Genomic DNA, 25,090 nt, shown 5'->3' on the forward strand with positions numbered 1-25,090 from the left:
CTAAAGATGTTTACTTTAGTTACTATTAAGTGGTTTTTCTAAGCATAAAATACCTAGTTTACAAATAAATAACAACGTATTCTTCCAAATACCGTCGCCGTTAATTCGCTCTATAATAGAGACGAACTTAACAAAATTGCCGTAAATGCTTGCACTCGGTTGTGGAATGATTTTCTCAACGGTGATCATTCTAGCCACGAACAATCACCGCCAAATAAGCGCTAGCTTAGTAATTAAAGCAGCAAGCACTGTAAACCTAAACTGCTGCCTTTAACTTCGCGCCATCTATCACCTGAATTGCGGCTAAATAGTCTAAAAGAGCATTAACTTGGGTGGCAATATCACCTTTACTGGTATCGATGGTTAACTCCGCCGCGATTGGTGTTTCGTACGGTGCAGAGATACCGGTGAACTCTTTTATTTCTCCTGCGCGTGCTTTTTTATAAAGCCCTTTGGGATCACGCGCTTCGCAGACCTCTATTGGCGTAGAGACATGAACTTCAATAAAGCGTCCCTCTTCAAATAGGCCGCGGACACGCTCTCTCTCCTCCTTAGTCGGGGAGATAAATGCCGATAACACTACTAATCCAGCATCAACCATCAACTTGGCCACTTCGCCGACACGACGTAGGTTCTCGTCACGATCACTGGCGCTAAAACCCAAATCTTTACAGAGGCCATGCCTAACATTGTCGCCATCGAGTAAATAGGTGTGAAAGCCGCCATCAAACAGTGCCCGTTCTAATGCTCCCGCTAAGGTTGATTTACCAGAGCCAGATAGACCCGTAAACCAGAGTAATACCGGGCTTTGGCCTTTTTGCTTTGCACGCGACTCTTGGTCAATACTATGTTGGTGCCAAACGATGTCAGACATAACCACTCCAAAAACAATAATCTAATAGATAAAATGCACCAAACTTACTCAACTTATGGTTTTAAGATTGTATTACAACTTTAAAACGGGAAGAGCATCGGCACTAATATAATGACAATCGACGAGTACAACAGCGACAGAGGCAGTCCCACTCTTAAAAAATCGGTAAAACGGTAATTTCCTGCGTTATAAACCATCAAATTTGTCTGGTAACCATAGGGCGAAATGAAACTCGCGCTGGCACCAAACACTACCGCCAAAATAAACGGCCTAGTATCAACCCCGTAGCTGAGCGCAATGGCGTAAGCGACAGGAAAAGCCAGTGCGGCGGCCGCATTATTAGTTATCAATTCAGTCAGTAATAACGTCAATAAATACACGCACACAAATGCAGCGAAGACATCAAAACCATTCAATGAGCCCAAAATAAAATGAGCAATATCATCTGCAAGACCGGTAGATAGCATCAAGTTAGCCAGACTTAACGCACTACCAACAATGACCACTAACTCAATAGGAAAGCGTCGTCTAAGCTCTGTTAAACTCACAGCACCAATCGCGACGTAGCTAATCAATAGTAAGGTTAAGCCTTTGACCAAAGGCAGCGCGCCTATCACGCTGGAAAAAATGGTCAGCACAAAGCCGAACAATACCCACTGGCTGCGCCTTTTATCTAAGCGAACGCTGAGATCAAGGCCACTAACCGCAGCAAAATCTGACGCCAATTTGGCATTATGGCTAAAACCATCGCCAGGAGTAATGAGTAATACATCTCCCGCTTGTAACTCAATATCACCGAGGCCGCCTTTTAGTGGGTGATGCCCGCGGCGAATAGCTAGAACAGCCCCATCAAACCGCTCTCGAAACTTAGAGGCCTTCAATGAAGTACCCACAAGACTTGATGTAGGGGCGAGTACCGCTTCAACCAAATTCTGCCCTTTGGCTTGTTGCTTGCCAAACCACTCTAACCCATCAAACTGGTGTAATAGCTCAACGGATTCAACGGCACCACCAAAGCGCAATATGTCTTCACTTTGCAAAACCAGATGTGGCGGTACCGGACAAATACGAATGCCACTGCGTTCAAGTTCTACAAGATAGAGTTTTTTCAGTGCTCTTAGGCGATTGTCTATGACACTCCTGCCAATCAATTGCGACCGCTTTGCGACTCTGGCTTCAAGCAAGTAGGGTAAGCTTTCCTCTGCCCCCTCTTCACGCCTGTCGGGCAGAACATTAGCCAGCAACACCAGCAAAGCCACCCCTAAGGTTACAATCACTACACCTATGATAGAGAACTCAAAAAAACCCAAAGGCGCTAAGCCTGCATTCTCTACAAAAGAGTTAACGATTAGGTTAGTTGAAGTGCCAATTAGGGTTAATGTACCGCCAAGAATAGCTGCGTATGACAGTGGTAATAACAGTTTAGCGGGCGCATGAGACTGATTGCGCCTAACCACGCCAATCAAGGATGACACTACTGCAGTATTGTTAGTAAACGATGACAATAGCGCAGTAGAGAGGCCCAACTTTGCCATCGTCGATGCCAGTGACCCTTGACCCACCACTTGACTAAGCTTACCCAGCAAAGAGGTTTTCTCAAGTGCCGTAGCCGCTAAAATAATCAGCACTAAGGTCACTAAGCCGGCATTAGTAAAACTTGCTAATGCCGTCTCTAGCTCGACCATCCCTAAAAGATAGCTCGTTAATGCCGCGGTAAAAAACAACGCCGCGGGTGTCCAAACCCCAGCCATTAAAGCAACGACTAGGGCAAATAAAATACTCGACAACACCCACAGTTCAGACACCACTAGCCCTCTAACTTACTAATGTCTAGCGCTTGCCAATGAGGGTATTGCTTGCGGATCAACGCATTTAACTCAAGTTCAAAACCTGTGAACTGACTCGTTGATTTGCTGGTTTTTGTGGTCGACACCGCCATGATGGCCGCCACTGTCGCATTGGATAATCTGTCGATTAAGATCATACCGCCAGTGTCACGGACTAGCGTATATGGGTCGATAGCAATCGCTTCATTTAGCTCAAGCGTTACCCGAGCCATATCATTTAAACCAATAACGTCACTGTTTTTACGCTCTAGTGTATTGATATCCACTAGATATTCGATATTTGTGATACTCGCTTGTAGCTTCTTACCAGCCACTTTAAGATCGTATAACTGGCCGATCTGTAGTGGTTTTTCATCCATCCAGGCAATATTGGCACTGAGCTGATTTGCGAGTGTTGGTGCATTATCAACTTGCGACAGCAGGTCACCACGCGAGATATCAATTTCATCCTCTAGGGTTAATGTCACCGCTTGACCGGCAATCGCTTCATCTAGATCACCATCAAATGTCACGATACGCTCAACCTTACTGCGCTTGCCAGATGGCAAAGCCACCAGCTCGTCACCCACCTTGATAATGCCTGATGAAACAGTGCCAGAGAAACCTCTAAAGTCGAGATCTGGACGCAATACATATTGCACCGGAAAGCGTACTGGTAAGTTGTTTAATTCACGACGTGTATCGATATTTTCTAATAGCTCGAGTAACGTACCATCGGTATACCAAGGTGTTTGAGTACTGCGGTCGACCACATTGTCGCCTTTTAACGCCGATAGCGGCACATAGCGAATATCGATATCACCCAACTGCGCGGCAAACTCTGCAAAATCCGCTTTGATGTCATTAAAGACTTTTTCGTCAAAACCGAGCAGATCCATTTTATTGATGGCAACCACAAAGTGACGCAGGCCAAGTTGTGAGGCAATAAACGCGTGACGGCGAGTCTGCGTTTGTACGCCATAGCGCGCATCAACCAAAATAACTGCTAAGTCACAGGTCGACGCTCCCGTGGCCATATTACGCGTGTACTGCTCATGGCCCGGAGTATCAGCAATAATGAACTTACGTTTGTCAGTTGAAAAATAGCGATAAGCCACATCAATGGTAATGCCTTGCTCGCGCTCAGCTTGCAAGCCATCAACCAATAACGCTAGGTCAATCTCTTCACCTGTGGTGCCCATTTTGGCACTGTCACTCTTTAAACTAGCCAGTTGGTCTTCATAAATTTGCGCGCTGTCATGCAGTAAACGTCCTATCAAGGTGCTTTTACCATCATCGACACTACCGCATGTGAGAAAGCGCAACATGCCTTTATGTTGTTGCTGTGCTAAATACTCTTTCACACCTAAATCTTCTAGCTCAGCGGCTAAGCGGGTGTTGTTATCTACTGCTTGGTTCATGATTAATTCCTTTGAAATCTGACAATGCTTAGCACTTATTGCGCCTAGAAGTAGCCTTGGCGCTTTTTAAGTTCCATCGATGCACTTTGATCTGAATCGATAAGTCGGCCCTGACGCTCACTTGAACGTGTTAGCAGCATCTCTTCGATAATCTTCTCAAGCGTGTCAGCTTCTGAGTGCATCGCCCCTGTTAACGGGTAGCAACCTAATGTTCTAAAGCGCACTAATTCATCTTTAACCGTTTCGCCCTCTTCTAAAGGCAACCTGTCATCATCAACCATAATCATCATGCCATCACGCTCAACGACAGGACGTTTTTGGGCAAAATACAGTGGTACCAATTTAATATCTTCTTGGTAGATATATTGCCAAATATCTAACTCAGTCCAGTTTGAAAGTGGGAAGACTCGAATGCTTTCACCTTTATTGACTGCACCGTTATAGGTACGCCACAGCTCTGGACGTTGATTTTTAGGGTCCCATGTATGGTGCTTATCACGGAAAGAATATACGCGCTCTTTAGCGCGAGATTTCTCTTCATCGCGGCGAGCACCGCCAAACGCGGCATCAAAACCATACTTATTTAACGCTTGCTTCAGTCCTTGAGTTTTCATGATATCGGTATGTTTAGCACTACCATGCGTAAACGGACCAACCCCCATAGCGACACCCTCAGGGTTTTTATGCACCAGTAATTCAAAGCCAAACTCTTTAGCCTGCGCATCACGAAATGCGATCATCTCTTTGAATTTCCAGTCGGTATCCACATGCAGCAATGGAAAAGGTATTTTCGCAGGGTAGAACGCTTTGCGTGCCAAATGCAGCATCACAGAAGAGTCTTTACCGATGGAATACATCATTACTGGGTTATCAAACTCAGCCGCGACTTCGCGAATAATTTGAATACTCTCAGCTTCGAGTTGTTGTAAATGGCTTAACTCTTTGGCGGCCATGCTAATTCTCCGTCTTCTTGAATCGATTGTGCTAAGCACATCTCTTTAATTTGTGTTGTTAAGCTTGGCTTCGCTACTTTGCGCGCCTTGGGGCTTAAACCAGTTGAGGCTATCAGCGAGCTCAACCACCTCACCTATCACCATTAATGCGGGCATCACTAATTCTGGATCCGCAGCTAACTGCTCAATATTTCCTAACGTGCCAATGAAGGTTCGCTGCTCATGGGTTGTTGCTTTCGATACTATTGCCACTGGGGTATTCAGCGACCGCCCTGAACCAACTAAGCCTGCTTTAATAACTCCGGCATTGAGGATCCCCATATATACCACTAAGGTGTTGCTAGGGTTGGCGTATCCTTGCCAGTCCATCGGACGACTCGCCAACTGACAGTGACCGGTAATAAAGCTCACACCCTGAGCATAATCTCGGTGCGTCAATGGGATGCCAGCATAAGCAGCCGTGCCGCTTGCAGCAGTGATCCCTGGAACGACTTCAAACTCAAGACCCGCTGCCACAATCGTTTGTAACTCTTCACCACCACGACCAAAAATAAAAGGATCGCCACCTTTAAGGCGTACCACATTTTTACGGGTAAATGCCTTGGTCACCAGCAGTTGATTAATTTCACTTTGCGCCGCGCTGTGTTTACCCGCACGCTTTCCCACTGCTATTTTTTCAGCTTTAGTTGGAATGAGTGCCATGATATCTTCGCTCACTAAGGCGTCGTACAGCACCACGTCGGCAGATTGCAATACGCGATATGCTTTAACCGTTAGCAGATCCACATCACCAGGGCCTGCTCCCACTAGCCACACCTTCCCTCCTGCGGCTTGACCCGGTAAAGATACAATCTCCATAACGCTACCTCACTCTAAATTTGATAAGGTGAATATAGCCGCCCTCTTATTCCATAATAAATAGGAAATTCGAAGCATTTATAACTTTTAGTTATTAAAAGACTCATAATATTTGTCTACATAAGAAAGCTAAACACTTATCGATTATAAAACAATGACTTAGGAAGAAGTGTTGAGTTTGTGTTGCACAAAATCAGAGATACAGTGTGACCAATTTAGCTCTAAGTTATTGCATTTAGATCTAGGGAGCATTCTCAAAATCTCGTTTATATCACGGTGGCTACCCCTTAGCCGCCATTCAGTTAGCAAATGAATACCGTCATGTAGGTTAGCAGCTTGCTATGACACTGTTAAACCCCGCAATAGCTAGGTAGAATTGCGGCAAATAAAAAAACAAGCGCTGTTTTAACCACTTTCAGGGAATGTTATGAATACGCTAGGCACGCTATTATTGTCTATTGGTTTGGGCTGCTCTTTTGCATCGTTTGCAGAAACGACCAAGGCGGAGAGCACTGAAACCGTTCGCAAGACTGAAGATATCGAAGTAAAAAGAGCACCATCACTAGTTGCAATGCGGGTCTCTAAAGAGAGTGCAACAGGCGATCTACCCTATGTGATCACGCCTCACAAGGTGAACTACATTCTTCCTGTGACTTACAGCTCCTCTCCTAATATTGCACCTTTTGCTGAAGAGGCTGCCGACCACCCCTTTGAACTGGATAATGTCGAAGCCAAGTTTCAAATAAGCTTTAAATTTCCGCTGTGGCACAATGTATTTGGCGATAATGGCCACCTCTTTGCGGCTTACACCAACCAATCGTATTGGCAGGTATATAACAAGGATATCTCTTCACCCTTTAGAGAAACCAATCACGAACCTGAAATATTCATGGTATTCACTAATGATTGGCAGGTGGGGCCTTTAAAGAACTCTTTTTGGGGGGTCGGTGCCGTGCATCAGTCCAACGGCCAAGCGGGTTCATTATCCAGAAGCTGGAATCGCTTATACGGCATGATGATATTTGATTCAGGTCCATTTGCGCTTGAGACTAAGGCATGGTGGCGCATACCTGAAGATGAAAAAGAAACCCCGACCTCGCCAAGTGGTGATGATAACCCTGATATCATCGACTATATGGGCAACATTGAGTTCACTGGTGTCTATGGTATTGATGAACATAGATTTAGCTTAATGGTGCGTAATTACATTCAGAAACCTAATTATGGCGCTGTAGAGTTTACCTGGAGCTACCCTATCATGGGCAACCTTAGACTCTATACTCAGTACTTCAATGGCTACGGCGAAAGTCTTATCGACTATAATGCACATAACCAACGCATAGGTATCGGGATCTCTATCAACGACATTTTGTAACTATGCTTATCTAGCCTAGAAAATTAAAGGCTATGCAGGCCTAACCTAAAATAGGTTAGGCCTGCCATATCAAGGAATAGATATGAGCGAGAGCTTTAAAAGCATAGTAATGTTATTGGCACTTATGATGGGCATAAGTGCAGCTCAACTGATTCGACTGTCCTTTTTCCCGCACACCGCCTCCTATCAACTAAGTCCAGAACAGCAGCGCCAAGATATTAGTCAACTCTTAGCCGCCATAAATCAAAAATCAGCTTTCGCAGCATTCGATCCCAGTCGCAAACACGCTTTTAATCAACAAGCACGACTACTGCTAAACACTAACTTACCATCCACTAATGCCGCTGCTTTTCAAATTAGATTACAACGCTGGGTTTCATCGTTAAACGATCCAGCTATCACAGTAAAATTGCCCGATAGAGTGCAGCGGTTTGCCGATGTAAAACAGTTTCCTGGCCAGCTACAATTCGATGGTCAACATTGGTTAGCCTATACCGCAATAAATAGACCATTCGATGAGGATTTTCCTTATCTGACCCACATCGATGGACTCCCCATGCAACGCTGGGAACAAGCAGCCCAGCGCTACATTCCCGACTCTATCAAGTTATCGGCAAAAGAGCAGAGTCATTGGCTACGGCGTATCAATCGACTTAAATTAGATATAGGGCTAACCATCTCCAATAATATCGTTTTGACACTCTCCAATCCCGAGGGCAACGCCATACAACGTAAGGTTGTTTTAGTCAGCAAAAATCAGCAGCGCGATGATACTCACCCGCTAACAACATCTACCCAAGCTGTCCACCCTTCATCTATTAGACAACACGTTATTCGATACCCCGCAGATAGTGAATTCGCGGCGCTGATTTTGGAGCAACTCGCATCGAGCAATCCAAAACAAGATCTACTACTCGATATCAGACATTTAGCGACAGCAGATACGGCTTTAACCCATTGGCTACAAAGCCAGTTTGCGCCGCAATACTCTGCATATAACCGTGCTATCGGATTAGTCAAATACAAACGATCCACCCACACGACCACAACATCATTTGCCAAACAACATTTTAAGCCCATTGAACGGCTACACTTTTTCGAGCAAGTTAACCTAGAAATGCTTGGGTTCGATAACCAAATTCAAGATTCGTCCAGTTTTAGCCACTGGCTTGTCCGCAGCTCAAATCATACCCGTTCAAACAGCAAGCTTAACTCGCGTAAATTGAACCTATTAGTCGACTCTAGTTGCCAGCAAGAGTGTGAATGGCTGGCATTGATGGCATCTGCCTGGCCAAATGTACAACTTGTTGGAGAAAGAACCAGAGGCAGCCCAAGCCCGCGCCATTACATTACACTCATCCAAAGTGGCATACAGCTTAGCTTCAGTGCTGGCTTAACTTACAGCGCTCATGGAAAGTTAGTCTCGGGAATAGGCATCTCTCCGACAATAGCTCTTAATAACCTCGCTCTTAGTCAAGAAAGTATCAGCCAGCTGATCGCTGCTAAATCTATCGTTCCAACACACACATCAAGCGCCAATACACTCTCAACAGCTAAAAGATCGCCATAAAGGCATCTTTTACGATGAAGATCCGCACTTTTGTTCCATCGCTTGCTTAAGTAGGGTATAAGGGCACTATGAAAACCCCTAAACGACTCCAACCATTGGTTGATGAAGGATTAATAGACGAAGTTATTCGTCCATTAATGAGCGGAAAAGAAGCCGACGTCTATATCGTAAGATGTGGTGATGATGTCCGCTGCGCGAAAATCTACAAAGAAGCCGACAAACGTAGTTTTAAAAAAGCAGTCGAATATCGTGAAGGCCGCAAAGGTCGCAATAGCCGACGGGCTCGTGCGATGGAAAAAGGCTCCAATTATGGCCGTCAAGAACAGGAGCAAGCCTGGCAAAATGCTGAAGTAGATGCGTTATACCGCCTCGCTTACGCTGGAGTACGAGTGCCTCAACCCTACGGCTGCTTTGATGGTGTTTTACTCATGGAGCTGGTGACCGATGATGCTGGCTACGTTGCACCTAGATTAAACGATATCACCCTCACAGCAGATATGGCCATCGCCCACCATTATCAAATCATGAAAGATGTGCAACGTATGCTTTGTGCCGGTCTGATCCATGGCGACCTGTCTGAATTTAATGTTCTGCTAGATGATATTGGCCCTGTGATTATCGATCTACCACAAGCTGTCGATGCTGCAGCAAATAATAACGCCAAGCGCATGCTGTTGCGTGATGTAAATAACATGACCCAATATTATGGCCAGTTTGCTCCCTCGCTGCTCAAAACCAAGTATGCACAAGAGATGTGGCTGAAATTTGAATCTGGCGATCTTACGCCAGAGAGTGAACTAACCGGCGAATTTATTGAGAGTGAGCATACCGCGGATATCAATGCGGTATTGGAAGAGATCCAAGCGGCATTCGAAGAGGAACAGCAACGTAAAGAGCGTATCAGTGATGCAGCAGCGCAAGATGAGTATTAAGTAGCCTTTCTTTTCTGAAACTGAACGATAAAAAAGCCCAGCAAAAAAGTGTTGGGCTTTTTTATATCAAATACAGCTAAAACTATTCCACTTGTGCTGATTCGCTATCACTAGCAGGCTCATCTTCAGCCGCTTTTTCAATCCCAAGCGCCTTTAACGTTGCAGCAATATCTTCAGCTGCCGTTTCGGCATTGATGTCATCATCAATTTTTAAGATTTTGCCATCTTCACCGATGTAAAAGGTCACTCGGCTGGCAACACGGACAAAATTAAGCACGTCATAGGCTTTGGCAGTTTCTTTGGTCGGATCGCTCAGCATTGGGAAGTCTGCTTTTTGCTCTTTAGCAAACGCTTGGTTATCTTCAAGATCGTCGACGCTCGCCATCATATATGCCGCATTGTACTCGCGGATCAGGTGCCCTTTTTGTACTAAAGACTTACATTCGAGTGTGCAACCATGAGTATTCGCCATTGGATACCATGCCAATACTAGCGTCTGCTTGCCTTTGTAGTCACTCAATTGATAAAAGTGGCCATCAGTGGCCTGAAGCTTAAAACTGGGTGCTGTGTCACCCACTTTTAAATCGGTAGCCATGGCTACCGATGGTAACAGTAGCGCTGCAGCTAAAAGCATTTTTGACGTTTTCTTCATCATTGTTTTAATCATTGTTTTCACCTAATTTTTACTATGTTACCTGTAATTGTTATAGCACTAATCATAGCCGTAAACAAAAAGTTCACCTACGCTGACAGCAACTCTCTAGCCTAAACATTCAAATGCCAAATCGTAGGCCTTAGCTAAATCAACCGTTTTAGGACGACAATTTTTAAGCTCGCTATGCTTCTTATCTGACGCGCGTAAGGTGGCGGGATGGATAAACTCAATCTCACAACTGCAGCTAGCAAGAATAGCGCCCTCCATCAAGAATGTGCCAGCTCCGCCTGCACCTTGACCCGTTGTGGCACGTCTATTTAGCACCAATTTTTCAACAGAAAAATCACTGAGGTGATTACTGACTTTAGCGATAAATGCAACCACATCAGCTTGTGTAGGATTTTTATGTAAACTAAATTTAGTGACTTTCGGCGCGATCAAACTATGACTTGCACGATCTCCCGTTAGCGTCACAACCCTAACCTCATTCGCTTTTAAAAAGAGTCCTGCAACAATCAAACTAATTCCCCTAAATCGACACTAACTTAAAAATAGAGATAAAAACGCCAGCGTTAACACTGGCGTTATTTCTACGGTTTTAACCTTACCCTGAACGTTACTTGGTCGCGCGCGAATTCACTGCTGAATCGATAACAATGCCTTTATTATCGACATCAAGCTCTACTTTAACCCGCATATCATAATCCTTCATCGCCTTGAACTCCTCTGGAACTGGTTCTCCAGTGAGCTCAATAAACTTAAGTAGCGGCGCGAACATTTTCATATAGTCTGCAGACATCGCAAACAACCCGTTGCTTGCTATTGCTTCAGAGCTAAGCGTATTGGCAACAGCTTCACCTTTATCACCAAAGAACAGAACTAAATGATTGCCCTTCACTGCTAACTTAGCGGTGACTTTCATCTCTGGTGGCATCGGCAATACATCATTCAAAACAATCGCACTGCCATCTGTCGGTAGTTGAATGTTGGCCAATTCAGGCGCGAATGGCTTAACCATATTAAACAGCATGGCTGGATTTTCGGCGGACAGGGTCATCACCGCATCCAAGCTTTCAATCTCAGGTGAGTCAACATCGTCATTGATCTTATAGTCAATCACTGACAAACCAACACCTTTAACGCCATTCGCCATACCGGTAAACATGCCAAGCATAGCTGGGCTCTGTTGGCTCATCTGTGTTTGCATCTCTTGCAATGGCGCACACTGGTATTCAGGTGTTAACATCTCATCCCAAATAGCCTGTAAAGATGGCACCATTTGGTTGATATCGATACCTAAGCCTAACGTCGCGACGCTGTTATCAATATCTTGCACATAAGCTGGAATATAGCCGCGCATCTGCTGATATGCATCTAGCATAATTTGGTTTTTACTTTCAAAAACCACCCTATAACTCAGTGAGCTTTCATTGCTGCTGATATCCATTAGGTCATAACCGGCAACCGTACGCGGCCAGTTAGCAGCTATTGCCGACAACTCTTGGTCACATACTGGCGATCTCAGCTCTGCAAAAGGGTCTTCTTCCGCCATTTCAAATAACTTAGTCATTTGACGCGCCAGTTGATTACCATCGGTACTCGTGAACGCTTTTACAATCTCCTGATGATTGATATAGCTGATCCCTTCATTGGTAAAGCCGTGCTTAGCAATGATATCTTCAATAATTTTAGCATCGACAATTGAATGCTCTACGGGCGTCACCGCAAGGGCTGTTTCCAATAAAGCGGCTTCACTAAATGATGTATCTAATGTCAGCGTTAAAATTGAATCATGCACAGCTACAATCAGGTTTATCTGTTCATCTTCATTGGTGTCGGTAAGCGGATAACTGCGATAATTGACGCCCTTGAGTTGGGCTGGAACATGCTGCAAACCACTGTCAACTTCAGCTTTATCCAATAACGCCCATACCGCATCGGCATTAGCCACTTCAAGCTTAAGCACAGGCATTGCGCCGAGGGTATAAAAGTAGCTACGGATATTTTCAGCTAAGCCGAATGTATTAATAAAAGTATCACCGTCTTTCATTGCCGCTAAATATGATTTCATTAGGCTATGAAAAAACTGTGCCCGTGGCTCATCCTCGCCTTCCCACTCGCTTAGCGCGTTAGCGCCCGATTGCTTATAAGCGTCAGAAAGTGAATTGATATATGACTTGATCGGAAATGGCTGCAGCTGTCCAGAAAATATCGGGGTGTCAGCTGGAATATAAGCCATCACAGCATTATCACTTGTTGATACTTCAGCCTCTTGCTGACTATACCAATACCCACCCGCACCAACGGCTACAACAGCCGCTGCAACTAGCATCTTATTCATCTAAAAACTCCATTTAATAATTCCATCAATCCAGTCATTGACGCTATTTTTAACTCTGCAATTACACGTTTAACCCAACAAGCGGTGACGATCTAATAATACAAATTACTTAACTTGATATATTACATCATTATTTAATGAAATATATAACCTAAGCATTTGATTTAGTATCAGGGCGTGTTCAAACATAAGCCAGATTCATACGGATGCAATTATGGTCATCCATATGGCATAAAGCTAGATTTAAGAAGACGATGGGACAACGAGACGAAGGTCAAAGCTAAAGATGCATAGTAAAAATGTGATAAGCCCCAAGTAGTCTAATCAGACTACTTGGGGGATAACTCGCTTTGGATGAGCAGGCGCTAGCAAGCCAATCTAAGCACTCAATAAAGCCACCTAATGATGCGCGAAATTGAGCTTGGTTTGTCTGGTTACTGACGGCTCTGCCTGCGATATTTAGAGAAGCGAGGTTTAAAGGAGAATTAATACAATTCTCAAGGATAAACTAAGCCATTGGAAGACTAAATATCGCCAAGCCTAAATAGGCTGGACACAGAACAGTTTCCTAAAACCATCTACGGGAACGTTGAACTATAGCCTAAAAGAAACAGCTGTGCATAACCTTGTGAGTAAAAATGTACAATTTTTCACTAAAAGAGTTCCAAAACAGCTAAAGCCCTTTGTTTATATAAGGTTAAAATAATAATTAACTTATAATAAAAGCGTAAAATGTATATTTGTACCACTTAATTAAACGTTAACACGCTGCAAAATATCTACCTGTTCGTCTCGGTTTATATATCGTAATGTAAGCCACATTCACGTTTAACACCGTTGAACCTGGTCTCCTCTTCAGTCATCCCTACTTCAAGTGGTTTACTTGAGTGAATATCACCAACTGAGACATAACCTTGATCCCAAAGAGGATGATAAGGCAGCTCAAAAGCCGTTAAGTATTCGTGTACCTGTTTATTGTTCCAATCGATCATCGGCAGTACTTTATAACGGTTACCATGTATTGCTAGTACTTGTAGCGCTTCGCGAGTACTTGATTGCGAGCGTCTAAGCCCCGCAAACCAGGTGCTGACTTCAAGCTCCTTTAATGCCCGCTGCATAGGTTCAACTTTATTGATTTGGTTATAACGATCTAACCCATCAAGACCTTGCAACCAGAGAAAACCAAACTTAGCTTCCTGCCAAGCTGAACTCAGTGGTGAAGCATACACTTTAAGGTTCAACTTCAGCCTCTCAGTCAACTCATCAATAAACCGATAGGTTTGGCTAAACAAGTAGCCGGTATCGGTCAAGATCACCGGAATATCCGGCTTTTCAGCACTCACCATATGCAGCATAACGGCCGCTTGAATACCAAAGCTCGACGACAACGCCGCCTTACCGGGCAGATACTCCAGCGCCCAGCGGACTCGCAGCTCAGGCGTTAACTCGTCGAGGAAACGGTTCACTTTTTCAAGCTCACTACGCTGCTCTATTACTGGCGCAGTCAGCAAAGCTGCCAGCGCCTCTTTAGAGATAACAGATTCTATCTGCTGATCAGCCATGAAAATCCTTAGCAGCATCAATCACTGCAGCCACTACACCACTACGAACGGTATAGTTACCGAATGTTTCACCTGTTTCTCGCTCAAATACATAACGAGCAAACAAGGCATCGAGTTCAGCAAGAATTTCAGCTTCCTGAATGTTTTCGCGGTAAAGTTTGTTGAGTCGTGTTCCTTCATAGCTTGCGCCAAGGTAGAGATTATAACGACCAGGTGCTTTACCCACCAAACCAATTTCCGCAGCAAACGGACGTGCGCAGCCATTAGGGCAACCAGTCATGCGAATGACAATGCCTTGCTCTAAGAAACCATGCTTGTCTTGCAAGGCTTCAACTTTGGTTAAGAAGTCTGGGAAATAACGCTCAGCCTCTGCCATTGCTAATGCGCAGGTCGGTAATGCAACACAGGCAATAGAGCGGCCACGCGTTTCGGTTATAAGCTTACCCATTAAGCCGTGCAGTCTTGCAAGCGCTTCGATTTTATCTTTATCAGCCGCAGGCACACCAGCCACAATAATATTCTGGTTAGAGGTCATGCGGAAATCACCTTGGTGAATTTTCGCGATCTCTCTAAGTCCTGTTTGCAGTGGCTGCCCTGGCAGATCTTTGACACGGCCACCTTCAATAAACAGGGTTAAATGCCAGTTGTCATCAACACCCTGCTTCCAGCCATATCTATCACCACGGTCACCAATAACAACATCGCGCTTGGGCTCAAAGTTAATCCCGGTACGCTTTTCAACTTCAGCTTTAAACACATCATAACCATGTTTAACAATGGTGTATTTAAGGCGTGATAACTTACGATTTTCTCGATTTCCCCAATCACGTTGCACCGTCATTATCGCTTCAGCAAATTTAAGCGTATCTTCCGCTTTGATATAACCAAAGTCATCGGCCAAACGTGGGAAAGTCGTTACTTCACCATGAGTCGAGCCCATGCCGCCGCCCGCGACCAGATTAAAGCCTACGAGTTCGCCCTCTTCCGCAATGGCTACAAACCCTAAGTCATTGGTGTAAACATCTACATCGTTATCCGGTGGTACAGCGACCGCCATTTTAAACTTACGTGGCAGGTACGTTTTACCATAAACAGGCTCAACCTCTTCACCTTCAGTTGTCACTAGCTTTTCATCATCTAACCAGATCTCTGCGTACGCTTTGGTGTGTGGCAGCATATTATCTGACAACTTTTTCGCATATGCATAAGCTTGCTGGTGCAACTTAGACTCAACCGGGTTTGGATTACACATCACATTACGGTTCACATCACCACAAGCTGCAATGGAATCTAACGCTTCGCGATCAAGATCTTTGATGATGGTCTTCAAATTACGCTTTGGAATACCGTGGTATTGAAACGTCTGGCGCGTCGTTAGACGAATACTGTTAGAGCTGGTTAAATTAGAGGCTATCTCATCAACCGCTAACCACTGCTTAGGTGAACATACACCGCCCGCAACACGAGCACGCAGCATAAAGCTATATAGCGGCTCCAGTTTCTGCTCTTTACGTTCATTACGTAGATCGCGGTCATCCTGCTGATAGAAGCCGTGGAATTTAATTAACTGCTGGTCGCCTTCACTAAAAGCACCAGTGACAGCCGTATCCAAACCTTCTTGAATGGTGCCACGCAGGTAATCACTATCGGTCTTTAAATATTCGTTTATTGCTAACTTCTTCTCACTCATAGCAAGATACTCTCTATTATTCTTTTATATTTAGCGCCGACGTTAGTGTTGCCAGCGACTCATCAATGCGTTCTAAATCAAAGCCAATCTTATAAAAACTAGTAAACGTCTTTTTGGTAACGCTTAGCTGCTCGTAATGTTTCAAGATAACCTTCAGCTTGCTCTGCGGTCTTAGCGCCAAACTTTATGACGACATTCAACAGTGCTTGGTGAACATCTTTTGCCATACGTTCAGCATCGCCACAAATATAGAGGTGGGCACCCGATTCAAGCCACTGCCATAGCGTCTCACCCTGCTCGATAATTTTATGCTGTACATAAACCTTATCGGCTTGGTCGCGTGAGAATGCCAAATCAAGACGCGACAGCTCACCGCTTTGAACATACTGCTGCCACTCTGTTTGATAGAGAAAGTCTTGCTCGAAATGAGGATTACCAAAAATTAACCATGCATTACCTTCAATACCTTGTGCAGAACGCTGCTGCATAAAGGCTCTAAACGGTGCAACGCCAGTACCAGGCCCGACCATGATGACCGGAGTATCAGGGTTCTCTGGCAAACGGAAATGATTATTGGGCTCAACGTAGACATTAACTTGTTGACCCTCTTCGGCACTTGCTAGAAATTGAGAGGCGCCACCAAATCGAGCCACACCTTCACGTTCGTCTTCAACCAGTGCCACGGTTAAATGCACTTCAGATTCAACTTCCGCTTGGCTAGAGGCAATTGAGTACAATCTTGGGGTGATACCACGCAGCAGGCCAACCAGTTGTTCTGCGCTAACACTAGCAGGATACTGATGGACCAAATCGGCAACTTGGTTGTTATTAACATACTCACGCACTAACGCTTTATCAGCACTGATATCGAGTAGTGTTTGATTTTGGCTTAATTCAGCCCAGCCAGTGACTAAGCCGGGGTAAAGTTGCGTTAACTCTTTCTTATTAGTCAGTGCGTCTCGCAAGCTCATCGTGTCACTACCAAGGCTGACTTGGTCATCACCATTAAGACTTAAATGTCCAAGCAACTCACTCACCAAGGCGGCGCTGTTGGTAAACCAAACACCTAATGCGTCACCCGCTTGATAACTAATACCTGAATCACCCAGCTCTATTTCGACATGACGAACATCTCGGTCAGAATCTCGCCCAGTCAATTTTTGGCTCACCAGTAGCTCTGCCGTGTATGGCTTTTGCTTGGTAAAGCTCGCGGTTGCAGATTGAGTCGTGCTCGCAATCGACACCACACTGGCGCCAGTACTTTGAACAAGCGGTTTAACCGCTTCAAGTACGCTTTCCTGCCACACTGCAGCGCGCTCTTCATAGTCCACATCGCACTCAGCCAAAGGTGAAATTGATGTTGCACCAAGTGCTGCCAAGCGCACATCGAAGTCTTTACCCGTTTGGCAGAAGAACTCGTAACTTGAATCACCCAGTGCCAATATCGAATAATTTAGCTTATCTAGTTTAGGGGCACGCTTTGAGGCTAAAAACTTGTGCAGTTCAATGGCATCATCTGGTGCTTCGCCTTCACCATGAGTACTGACCACAAACAGCATTAAAGTTTCTTGCTTCAACTGGCGTGTTTTGTAATCCCCCATGGAAACGAGATTAACCGCAAAACCTTGTGCTTGCGCCTTTTCAGCGAGTTCAGCAGCAACGCCACGGCCATTACCAGTCTGACTACCATATAAAATAGTAATGACTTGCTCAGCAGTTGCTTGTGGTGCAACAGAAGTTCCTTGCTCTGAGGTTGCTTGTGGTGCAACAGAAGTTCCTTGCTCTGAGGTTGCAGCAAGATAGCCACTAACCCACGCAAGTTGTACGGCACTCAATTCAGCAGTGAGCTGCTTTAGCTTATCGACCTGCCCAGAAGACAAAGGTGATGCGAGTGATGAAAGCTCTTTTAACAACATTAGGACGGCCCTGTATCAGTTTAATGTTGGCAAGCTTAGCGCCTCTGTTGAAAAGTAAAAAAGAATAAAAGATGATTTTTAATTCCATTTTGGAATATACAAAGGTTGAAAATTAAGCTACAAAAGTAACTGGTATATGAATGAATTCACTTTTAATGAGCTTGATGACAGCAAGCTTAGATTAAAAAGTGTGGCCTAGCGCAAAATTTTCAGTCAGACCAGTACCGTAAACACGATATTGAAAAATATGCGCTTGTGTCTAAATTCAGAGTCGCCACAATATGCAACCTTACAAATAAAAAATGACATCTGTCCCTACGAATGTCCTCAACGAAGAGGTTAACCTTTGTGAAGTTAGGTATCCCCAAAGAAAGTCACGCAGGAGAAAGTCGCGTTGCACTTATTCCTGCTAATGTGGCTCGTCTGCTAAAGAAAAACGTGCAAGTGCTTGTACAAAGCGATGCTGGAAGTCATGCCGGGTTTACCGATGAAGATTATGTTGCAGCAGGTGCAGCTATTGTGTCTCGTGCACAGGTCTTAAGTGACTCGGATGTGATTACTGTGGTTAATGCTAAAGGCGAGCAGCTTGCTGAACTAACGGCAATCATTAAGCCGAATCAAATCGTGATCGGCATGATGGATCCACTGGCGCACCCTGAAAATGCCCAAGCAATTGCCGAAACAGGTGCAACAGCGATAGCACTCGAACTCGTACCGCGGATAACGCGTGCACAAAGCATGGACATTCTCTCTTCAATGGCCACTATTTCGGGTTATAAAGCCGTATTGCTTGCTGCACATAAAGCACCGCGTTTATTCCCGATGATGATGACAGCAGCGGGTACCCTCAAACCTGCACGTGCATTCATTATGGGCGTCGGCGTTGCAGGCTTGCAAGCTTGTGCAACGGCCAAGCGCTTAGGTGCAGTCGTTGAAGCTTATGACATTCGTCCTGCCGCTCGTGAACAGATTCTGTCGGTAGGTGCCAAACCGGTTGAACTCGATTTAGAAACCGAGAACACCGAAACTAAAGGTGGTTATGCTACTGAGCAAAGTGATGACTTCCTTAAGCGTCAGCAGCAAGCGATGGCAAACGTACTAGCACAACAAGATATCGTCATCACCACAGCCGCAATTCCAGGTCGCAAAGCGCCAGTCTTGATCACCAAAGAGATGGTAGATGGCATGAAGAGCGGCACCATTATTGTCGATCTTGCTGCTGAAACCGGTGGTAACTGTGAACTGACCGAAGTCGATAAAGAGGTCGTTTACAAAGGGGTGACCATTCTAGGCCCATCAAACGTGCCTGGCAGTGCAGCAAACCATGCTAGCCAGATGTATGGCACCAACATTGAAAATCTACTAAAACTACTTGTCGACAAAGAGGGTGTTTTAAGCCTTGATTTTGAAGATGAAATTGTTAAAGACACCGTGGTCGCGTATCAAGGCGAAGTGGCCAGTGCACGCTTACGCGATATATTGGGTTTACCCGCACAGGAGCCTGCTATTGAGGCTGCTACACCGGAGGCAAAATAAATGGAAATCTTACTCTTACTGACCCTATTTATGGTCGCAGTATTTCTCGGCGTTGAGATCATCACTAAAGTACCACCAACGCTACATACTCCGTTAATGTCAGGCTCAAATGCTATCTCTGGGATCTCTTTAGTCGGCGCACTTTTATCAGCGGGCTCTGGCGCTGGTATTTGGGTCAACGTATTAGGTTTTGTCGCAGTGGTGCTTGCCACGATTAATGTTGTGGGTGGCTATATGGTCACCAACCGCATGCTAGCTATGTTTAAAAGGAAATAAGCCACTATGAGTACGACAATTATTTATCTCGCCTATTTGGTGGCTGCGAGCTTATTTATCCTTGGGATAAAAGGCCTGACAAAGCCGAGAACGGCAGTCAGAGGTAACCAACTTTCCGCATTAGGTATGTTTATTGCGGTAGTGGTCACTCTGCTGGATCAGAGTATTTTAAGTTACGAGTGGATCATCGCCGGTGTGTTACTCGGTGGTACTATTGGCGCAATTATGGCGACCAAAATCCAAGTAACCTCAATGCCACAGATGGTCGCTATGCTCAACGGTTTTGGTGGTGGTGCATCACTCTTTATCGCATTGGCTAACTTCCTCGACCCACAATCTGCAACTCACACTGTCGCCTTAGTTTCGATTACCGCTACTGTGGTTATTGGCGCCGTAACGCTATCAGGTTCATTTATTGCGTTTGCTAAGCTACAAGAGCTTATATCAGGCAACCCGATAAAAGTGCCTGGCAACAAGATATTCAACGCATTGCTGTTAATCGCTGCCATTGGATTGTCTATCGCTATCGTGATGGATCCAAGCAACACCAACCTTATCTATGCGTTAGTCGCAGTATCTGTGCTGCTGGGTTTATTACTGGTCATACCGATTGGCGGCGCTGACATGCCAGTGGTGATCGCCCTGCTTAACTCATATTCAGGTATTGCAGCGGCAACCACGGGGTTTATTACCGGCAACACCGTCCTTATCGTCTCGGGTTCACTGGTAGGTGCATCAGGTATTATTCTGACACGGATCATGTGTAAAGCGATGAACCGTTCACTGTTTAACGTGCTATTTGGCGTGATGGCTGAAGGCGGCGAAACCGTTGACGCTGACGAAGTTTATGCCGGTAAAGTCACCTCATCTTCACCTGAAGAGGTGGCGATGTTACTAGAGACAGCCGAGCGCGTTGTGATTGTACCGGGTTATGGCTTAGCCATGGCACAAGCACAACATGCTGTACGTGAACTAGCCTCGGTGATGGAAGCGCGTGGCACCAAAGTTCTCTATGCCATCCACCCCGTTGCTGGTCGTATGCCAGGACACATGAACGTATTGCTAGCAGAAGCTGAAGTGCCTTATGAGCAGTTAATCGAGATGGATGAGATTAACCCGCAGTTTGAGCAAACCGATGTGGCGATTGTGATTGGTGCAAATGATGTTACCAACCCGATGGCACGAGAAGACAAAGGTAGCCCAATTTACGGTATGCCCATTCTCAACGTCGACAAAGCAAGAACCGTAGTGGTGGTGAAGCGTTCACTAAGCCCTGGGTTTGCAGGTCTTCCTAACCCATTGTTTGCGATGGACAACGCAGTAATGTTATTTGGTGATGGTAAAAAGGCCATTGTAGAGCTAACACAGAGCCTAAAAGAAGCAGATTAATAATTGGCTTCGACGACTTAAAGACCGCATTCGCGGTCTTTTTTTTAAGCATTAATTAATACAAGTTTGTTAAACTTATGTATGCAAACCGCATTTTTCTCTATACTTCTAGCAGCGCTTATCCAAGAACAATAATATGAAACCCAATCTAATTTCAGTTAGTTTTGTCTGCCTATTGATGCTTGCCCCCCTAGGCATGCTTAATGCAGCTGACACCCCAATACTGCCAACATCTACAGAATCGGCCACCGCAGTGACTGTAGAGGAGCCTGCGGTCAATCAATGGAATAACAGTTGGGGTATTGGTATTGGTAAACGCCGTGGCGATATTCCCTACGCCACTGAAGAGGATGAAGTGTATGACACACTGCCGCTCATCTACTTTAAAAATGATTATTTCTATATTAACGGCATGGAAGCTGCCGCTCATATCTGGAAAAATGATAACCATCAGGTCAATTTGTACACCCGTTTTCGTTTTGTTGATATCCCACAAGAACTGCAAAATGACACTCAATCTCAAGCTTTTGACTTCGGTTTTCAGTACCGTTTTGTCAAAGAACAGTGGGATGTCGATTTAGCGGTCCTCTCTGACTCCGACAAGCGCAGCTATGGCTATAGCCGCACTCAATATCTTTGGGAGTCTGGAGATTGGCGGCTATTACCTTACGCCGAGTTTCAGTGGAAAAGTGCCGATTTCAATCAATATTATTATGGCTTAGATAAATATGAGATTGGCGGTGGTGTGAGCTTTAATGCGGGCATAAAAGCGCGTTATCACGTGAGCAGTAATCTTTATTTACTCGGTCAATTTGGCGTCGGTCGTTTAGAAGATGATGTCTACGAACTCCCCAGTATTAACAACCGCTTTCAGTATGAGTCCTTTTTTGGTTTTGGTTTTTTTCCTGAACCCAATAAAAAGAATTATTCGGCTAAGCCTGTCGTGACAAAACAGGACAAACCGACGGAGTACTTACGCATTGCTCATGGTTGGGCAACGCCGTCTAACCTCAATGCGATACTAAAATGGCAAACTAAAACGGATCCTTACAATAACCAAATGACGTCGGCTTTTTACGGTACTCAGCTAACCGATACTATGTTTACCCTGCCAATCGAACTTTACTTAACTCCTGGCTTAGTCTGGCATCATGACTCTGAAGTACAAGATAATATTGCCGAGGCCATTATTGCAATAAAGGCTTACTACACCTTTGAAATTGGCCCTCGGTTTAGACTCGGCGTCGCCGAAGGTTTATCTTATGTCAGCACTGTAACTTACATTGAGTCTAGCGAGTTAGCAGAGAAAGACTATAAGCCATCCAAACTGCTTAATTACTTAGATTTTTCTTTAGATGTAAATGTCGGCGATGTTTTCAATTCCCGAAAAATGGAAAACCTCTGGTTTGGTTATAGCATCCACCACCGTTCTGGCATTTTCGAGTCTAGCTCAGCCTTTGGCCGCATAAGCGGTGGTAGTAACTATCAAAGCGTTTACCTGCAATGGCATTTCTAAAATAAAAGGCCGCATTAGCGGCCTTTTTTCTCTACATGCGCAAACAGTCGTAAGCTAGCGAGACACTTTCACCTCTGGTGAGTTAAGCATCGACAAAATTGGGTTGGCCAACATTACCCGTTGCTTTAGTGCAAGTCCGATAATCAACCCTGCAATAAAGCCACCAATGTGAGCCCAATAAGCCACAGCACTTTCAGCAAGCCATGCGCCGATAATGTTGATCAATAGCCAGATCGCAAAGAATACCAGCGGCGACAGTTTCTTCTGAAAAACAACAAACATAAATGTCAGGCTGGCATGCTTAAACCACAATAGGTACATGCCAAACAAACCTGCTATCGCCCCGCTGGCCCCCACCATGTAAACAGTCGAGCTTGGATCTGATGCAATTTGAGCAAAGACAGCCGCAAAGCCACACAGCAAGTAAACTGCCAAAAAACGTGAATGCCCAATAGCATCCTCTAAGTTGTCACCAACCACATAGAGGAAATACATATTCCCTGCCAAATGCAAGATATCAGCATGAAGAAACATATGACTCAATAGCGGCAACACCTGTTGCCCTTGCATCACAAATGATGGCTGCATAGCAAAATTATTAAATACCCAGACAGTGGCAGGGTCACTATAACCGTAGGCAAAAAAGATAATGATATTAAGAGCTAGCAGACTATATGTGACCCATGGTTTGATCTTGGTTTTCAAGTTGTACTCTATGGGCATTTGCAGTAAAAACTGAAACAACCAGGTCTTGATGTTGGTCTTTTGATTGAGTTGCTCTAACGCTGCTCTTATCTGAGGAGACTGCACCACTTTTTCTCGTTCATGCTCATCAATCCACACCCCAGTACATGAGTGGCAAACATCAACCTCGACTTGAAAATCGTCCATTAAAAAATAGTGCTGCATGTTGCACATGCAATGACTACATTGTCGATCTGACACTCCTCTATTTTCGCCAAGAGCGCCTTCAATGCCGACACTGTCATCGCCATTATCAGCTGTTGACAGCGCAGCATTGAGTTCGCCACTGTCAAACCATATACCACCGCATTTAGTGCAGCTATCAACCTCTTGACCATGAAAGTCGAACACTCGCATCGTCAGGCTGTTACAACCTGGGCACTTCATCGTCATTTAAATATCCTTATGCGACGCTAATATCGGTAGCTTTTAACTCTGCGGTAAGATTGACAGGCTCTGTTGTTGCGTAGGCTCTAGACTTGACTTCCATATCGTGTATCACTCCTTGATATTACACACTTTAAATACTTAATCGCCGCTAGCATATATAAAAAAAACCTTCATCGCTATAGCTTGTTAGCGTTTTTAAGCCATTAGATAAACAGATGTTTTCAATACGGTTAACCAGCATAAGACAATAACCAAAGATACATACAGCCATTAGATACAGTTAAGCAACCCTCAGCGTTTTGCCTTTTATACTCTTGTTCTATTTTGCTTAAATAGAAACATCGCGCTTTGCCCTAGAAGTGTATCAACTGCCAACTCCCCCTGGCTCCCAAGTTCCCCCGCCACTTTCTCTTTCAACAAGGTCAGTGTTTTATATTGGGTTGTATTAAGTTCATTTGAGCCACAAATAGCAAAGAACAGTTTTATAATGGCACAAAACTGCTCGGTTTCTAATGCGCTATGCCATGACCTTTGCAGTGGCTCAATACCGCTAAAATCTAACTGTTCAATTAACAGTGCGGCAAGTTTGGGCTCTAACTGGTTTAGAAAATCTGCCTTATAGGGAAAGTGATGACTGATGCCGGTACGGCTTATGCCTGTTGTTTGTGAAAGCGTGGAGTAGGACATAGCGTCATAACCCATACTCAAAATCTGCTGTAGTGCTGCAGCCAATATTTGCTCTATGGTTTGCTTGGTATCAGCTTTTGAACGCTTCGGCATAATACATCCCCCCTTACCTCTATACAATTGAGCTCACTTTAACAAAAGCGCGCTGCCGAAACTGCCATCAGTAGTGCCTATCGGTCAGGTATTCAGCTTAGGTTCAGCAAAAATTATTGGGGAACTCTCTATATTTGAGCCTATATAGGCTCAAAGTATCAGACTTTATTTGAGTTTAATGTTTTCCCTCTTCACTATGATTTCTCCCATCATTTGAAAGCTAAGGTTTTTGTCCAGCGATAACTTTTTCAGTTGGCGGCCAGTTTCGCTGCTGCACCATTTTATGTTTTCTTTATCACTTTTTAGCATGGCTCTTAAAATCATGCCCAGCTCGCCCTCTATTTGCTATTGAGTAAAAATAAAAAACAGCGTAATTTCAATAGACTAAATAGCATGCATTCAAAGCAGGCAGAGGATACGAGACAAGATAGTTTTCTCAGCATTAATTACCAAAGATTGCTTTGAAGTGAGCAGAGAAATTAGTTG

Annotated in this window: 22 protein-coding genes; 7 read left to right on the plus strand and 15 right to left on the minus strand. The window is 44.7% G+C overall.

The features are described from left to right. Positions 1-15 precede the first annotated feature (15 nt). From JK628_RS18205 to cobA, 6 genes are all read right to left on the minus strand, one after another. Complete coding sequence (locus JK628_RS18205) at positions 16-198, minus strand: hypothetical protein (protein ID WP_202286347.1); 183 nt, start codon at positions 196-198, stop codon at positions 16-18. A 58-nt stretch (positions 199-256) separates the two neighbouring features. After that, positions 257-874 (minus strand): adenylyl-sulfate kinase, encoded by a 618-nt coding sequence (gene cysC, locus JK628_RS18210; RefSeq protein ID WP_202286348.1) that lies wholly within the window; start codon positions 872-874, stop codon positions 257-259. Positions 875-954: 80 nt separating this feature from the next. Next, the gene (locus tag JK628_RS18215) at positions 955-2,679 is read right to left on the minus strand and encodes an SLC13 family permease (RefSeq protein ID WP_202286349.1); all 1,725 of its coding nucleotides are present in this window, start codon (positions 2,677-2,679) and stop codon (positions 955-957) included. 2 nt (positions 2,680-2,681) lie between these two features. After that, positions 2,682-4,121, minus strand: a complete 1,440-nt coding sequence (gene cysN, locus JK628_RS18220; protein WP_202286350.1) for a sulfate adenylyltransferase subunit CysN — start codon at positions 4,119-4,121, stop codon at positions 2,682-2,684. 44 nt (positions 4,122-4,165) lie between these two features. Beyond that, positions 4,166-5,074, minus strand: a complete 909-nt coding sequence (cysD, locus tag JK628_RS18225; RefSeq protein ID WP_202286351.1) for a sulfate adenylyltransferase subunit CysD — start codon at positions 5,072-5,074, stop codon at positions 4,166-4,168. Positions 5,075-5,119: 45 nt separating this feature from the next. Further along, on the minus strand, positions 5,120-5,932 hold the full coding sequence (cobA, locus tag JK628_RS18230; protein WP_202286352.1) for a uroporphyrinogen-III C-methyltransferase: 813 nt from the start codon (positions 5,930-5,932) through the stop codon (positions 5,120-5,122). Positions 5,933-6,359: 427 nt separating this feature from the next. Between cobA and JK628_RS18235 the strand changes: the two genes are divergently transcribed. The 3 genes from JK628_RS18235 (at position 6,360) to JK628_RS18245 (ending at position 9,809) form a co-directional block, all read left to right on the plus strand. Next, entirely contained in the window at positions 6,360-7,307 is a 948-nt protein-coding gene (locus JK628_RS18235) for a phospholipase A (protein WP_202286353.1), read from the plus strand. Positions 7,308-7,389: 82 nt separating this feature from the next. Then, positions 7,390-8,877, plus strand: coding sequence for a S41 family peptidase (locus JK628_RS18240; RefSeq protein ID WP_202286354.1), 1,488 nt, complete (start codon positions 7,390-7,392; stop codon positions 8,875-8,877). A 68-nt stretch (positions 8,878-8,945) separates the two neighbouring features. Next, positions 8,946-9,809, plus strand: coding sequence for a PA4780 family RIO1-like protein kinase (locus tag JK628_RS18245; protein ID WP_202286355.1), 864 nt, complete (start codon positions 8,946-8,948; stop codon positions 9,807-9,809). 82 nt (positions 9,810-9,891) lie between these two features. Here JK628_RS18245 and JK628_RS18250 read toward each other — a convergent pair whose 3' ends face one another. From JK628_RS18250 to JK628_RS18275, 6 genes are all read right to left on the minus strand, one after another. Further along, positions 9,892-10,464, minus strand: coding sequence for a peroxiredoxin family protein (locus JK628_RS18250; RefSeq protein WP_202289876.1), 573 nt, complete (start codon positions 10,462-10,464; stop codon positions 9,892-9,894). A gap of 105 nt (positions 10,465-10,569) precedes the next feature. Next, positions 10,570-10,983, minus strand: a complete 414-nt coding sequence (locus JK628_RS18255) for a DUF3010 family protein (RefSeq protein WP_202286356.1) — start codon at positions 10,981-10,983, stop codon at positions 10,570-10,572. 97 nt (positions 10,984-11,080) lie between these two features. Beyond that, the gene (locus tag JK628_RS18260; RefSeq protein ID WP_202286357.1) at positions 11,081-12,805 is read right to left on the minus strand and encodes a hypothetical protein; all 1,725 of its coding nucleotides are present in this window, start codon (positions 12,803-12,805) and stop codon (positions 11,081-11,083) included. Between the two features lie 797 nt (positions 12,806-13,602). Further along, positions 13,603-14,367 carry a phosphoadenylyl-sulfate reductase gene (locus JK628_RS18265; RefSeq protein WP_202286358.1) on the minus strand — a complete coding sequence of 255 codons (765 nt, stop codon included), beginning with the start codon at positions 14,365-14,367 and terminating at the stop codon, positions 13,603-13,605. Continuing rightward, the gene (gene cysI, locus JK628_RS18270; protein ID WP_202286359.1) at positions 14,360-16,057 is read right to left on the minus strand and encodes an assimilatory sulfite reductase (NADPH) hemoprotein subunit; all 1,698 of its coding nucleotides are present in this window, start codon (positions 16,055-16,057) and stop codon (positions 14,360-14,362) included. Before cysI ends, JK628_RS18265 begins: the two co-directional genes overlap by 8 nt. 98 nt (positions 16,058-16,155) lie before the next feature. Next, entirely contained in the window at positions 16,156-17,973 is a 1,818-nt protein-coding gene (locus JK628_RS18275) for an assimilatory sulfite reductase (NADPH) flavoprotein subunit (RefSeq protein ID WP_202286360.1), read from the minus strand. Between the two features lie 348 nt (positions 17,974-18,321). On the opposite strand from JK628_RS18275, the gene JK628_RS18280 reads away from it, so the two are divergent. The 4 genes from JK628_RS18280 to JK628_RS18295 all read left to right on the plus strand — a co-directional run bounded on the left by JK628_RS18280 (position 18,322) and on the right by JK628_RS18295 (position 22,690). After that, positions 18,322-19,509, plus strand: coding sequence for a Re/Si-specific NAD(P)(+) transhydrogenase subunit alpha (locus JK628_RS18280; RefSeq protein ID WP_237524058.1), 1,188 nt, complete (start codon positions 18,322-18,324; stop codon positions 19,507-19,509). Continuing rightward, complete coding sequence (locus tag JK628_RS18285; RefSeq protein WP_202286362.1) at positions 19,510-19,785, plus strand: NAD(P) transhydrogenase subunit alpha; 276 nt, start codon at positions 19,510-19,512, stop codon at positions 19,783-19,785. It begins immediately after the preceding gene. 6 nt (positions 19,786-19,791) lie between these two features. After that, a complete protein-coding gene (locus JK628_RS18290; RefSeq protein WP_202286363.1) occupies positions 19,792-21,174 on the plus strand; it encodes an NAD(P)(+) transhydrogenase (Re/Si-specific) subunit beta in 1,383 nt (460 codons plus the stop codon). Positions 21,175-21,310: 136 nt separating this feature from the next. Beyond that, positions 21,311-22,690 (plus strand): MipA/OmpV family protein, encoded by a 1,380-nt coding sequence (locus tag JK628_RS18295; RefSeq protein ID WP_202286364.1) that lies wholly within the window; start codon positions 21,311-21,313, stop codon positions 22,688-22,690. A 54-nt stretch (positions 22,691-22,744) separates the two neighbouring features. Here the strand turns inward: JK628_RS18295 and JK628_RS18300 are convergent, their stop codons facing one another. From JK628_RS18300 to JK628_RS18310, 3 genes are all read right to left on the minus strand, one after another. Next, positions 22,745-23,827 (minus strand): rhomboid family intramembrane serine protease, encoded by a 1,083-nt coding sequence (locus JK628_RS18300; protein ID WP_202286365.1) that lies wholly within the window; start codon positions 23,825-23,827, stop codon positions 22,745-22,747. 303 nt (positions 23,828-24,130) lie between these two features. Continuing rightward, a complete protein-coding gene (locus tag JK628_RS18305) occupies positions 24,131-24,604 on the minus strand; it encodes a TetR family transcriptional regulator (RefSeq protein WP_202286366.1) in 474 nt (157 codons plus the stop codon). A gap of 165 nt (positions 24,605-24,769) precedes the next feature. Next, positions 24,770-24,928, minus strand: a complete 159-nt coding sequence (locus JK628_RS18310; protein WP_202286367.1) for a hypothetical protein — start codon at positions 24,926-24,928, stop codon at positions 24,770-24,772. Between the last annotated feature and the right edge of the window lie 162 nt (positions 24,929-25,090).

This window comes from Shewanella sp. KX20019, assembly GCF_016757755.1.
Lineage (GTDB): Bacteria > Pseudomonadota > Gammaproteobacteria > Enterobacterales > Shewanellaceae > Shewanella.